Raw genomic sequence first — 2,115 nt, 5'->3', positions numbered from 1 at the left:
TGATTTATTAAGGCCAAATGTTTATCCACAAGGTTTTACATCAAAAAGCGAGTTAGAATATTCTCGACTCGAAGCAAAAGAAGAGCTGCTTAGTACTTTATCTTCAACAAATACACTCATTTTTACACTAGGGTTAACTGAAGCTTGGAAAGACATTAACGATATATATTATCCAAACTGTCCGGGAGTCATAGCGGGTCAATTTGATAGAACAATTTATAAGCTACATGAGTTTAATTACAATGAGATATTGTCAGATGTGTTAAAAATTCATCAGTATTTGAAGGAACTCAATCCAAAACTGAACATAATACTTACTGTCTCACCTGTACCACTTACCGCGACCGCTACAGATAAACATATACTAGTTGCTAGTTATTATTCGAAAGCTGTGTTGCGAGCGGTTGCCGGTTATCTTTCTGATTATTTCGAAGATATAAGCTATTTCCCCTCATTTGAAATTATTTCAGTTAATTCAAGTAATGACTTTAGATTCGAAAATAATAGAAGAACCGTGTCGCCAAAGGGTGTCGATTACGTGATGAAACACTTCAAATCAGCTTTAAATGCAGACCATATGGTTGTTAAATCGTCAGGTAGTATATCAAATTATGAAATTCAATGTGAAGAAGAACAATTAGAAGCGTATAATTTGTTGTCTAAAACAAAGCAGAGTGAACCCTCGACTAAAATTACACTTGTCGGCGATAGCCATATGGGTAAGTTATCGACTGCACTAAAGTCAATGAATGTTCCTGTGGCTGGAGGTATGATCATGAACGGCTCTGGGTTTGCTCAAAGGAAATTTGCGATTTGCCCTAGTGAATATTTTGTTCCTCTTGAAAATGCACCTTCTAGAAAACTTTGGGCAGCTGCACTACTAAACATCCAAGCTCATGAGCATAAACCACTCGGCGAGCTTAAAAAGTCGGTCATTATTAGTAATATTGGATTACAAACACATCAAACAATATCACGGTTTGTTACTTGGTTAAAACTGCAAGAGAATCGTTGCAACGATCCATTTTCACTGCAGAATTTTGTTGATTTTTTTCACGAAGATCAATCACAACAATTGTCTATATTAATTGCTCTAAAAGACAATGGACATAATGTTATTGTAGTATCAGATCCTCCATTCTCTAAGTATTTTGATGAAGCTAAATCGATTTCAGTGTTAGTGCATGAATACCATAAAGCTCTTAATTATGTTTGTTCACAATTTGATATTCCGTTTTTGGATGCTGCAAGTCTATTTGATGATGAAATAACTGAGCCGATGGATTATGCTTCTAATGTCGTTTATGCAGATGGAGAACATGATTGGATTCATGGTAATGAGATTTACTATGAATGGCTCGCTATCAAATTAATTAAGTTAATTGAACAGTTTTAAAAGATGTACATTATAAATTAATTAAGATGATTGTGATGTATTAAACACCACATGCAAGTTGGCTATTAAACATAAAGGAATGCAATTGTTAGATTTATCGTTAATTGGAAGGTCACTTCCTTTGCTTAATAGCGACATGACGGCATTAACAGCACAATTAGATTCACTAGTTGGATCATCTCGTTTTTTGGTGCTCGGCGCAGCTGGCTCAATTGGTCAGGCTGTTACTAAAGAGATTTTCAAAAGGCATCCCTGTAAACTCCATGCTGTTGATATTAGTGAAAATAACCTAGCAGAGCTTGTTCGAGATATTCGAAGTTTTTTTGGATATATTGCGGGTGATTTTCAAAGTTTTGCGCTGGATATTGGCTCGATTGAATATGATGCCTTTATTAAAGATGACGGTCAGTATGACTATGTCCTCAACTTATCTGCGTTAAAGCATGTAAGAAGTGAGAAAGACCCTTTTACATTAATGCGAATGATTGATGTGAATGTGTTTAATACAGACAAAACAATTCAACAATCTATTCAAGCGGGTGTCAAAAAATATTTTTGTGTCTCGACAGATAAAGCGACAAACCCAGTGAATATGATGGGGGCTTCCAAAAGAATTATGGAAATGTATTTGATGCGCAGAAGCCATCAAATTAATATTTCTACTGCTCGATTTGCTAATGTGGCTTTTTCAGATGGCTCGCTCTTACACAGTTTTAATC

The 2,115-nt window shown here is 35.4% G+C and carries 2 protein-coding genes; both read left to right on the top strand.

Annotated features, from left to right (window positions below; translation table 11 throughout):
• A partial coding sequence (locus CXF78_RS14990) for a GSCFA domain-containing protein (protein WP_102037250.1) occupies positions 1-1,396 on the top strand: 1,396 nt, incomplete at its 5' end.
• 136 nt (positions 1,397-1,532) lie between these two features.
• On the top strand, positions 1,533-2,115 hold a 583-nt coding region (locus CXF78_RS14985), incomplete at its 3' end, for a polysaccharide biosynthesis protein (protein ID WP_374702299.1).

Origin of the sequence: Shewanella sp. 11B5 (assembly GCF_002836795.1) — a bacterium.
In the GTDB taxonomy this organism is placed as follows: domain Bacteria; phylum Pseudomonadota; class Gammaproteobacteria; order Enterobacterales; family Shewanellaceae; genus Shewanella; species Shewanella frigidimarina.
This window is presented reverse-complemented; position numbering and strand designations above follow the sequence as displayed.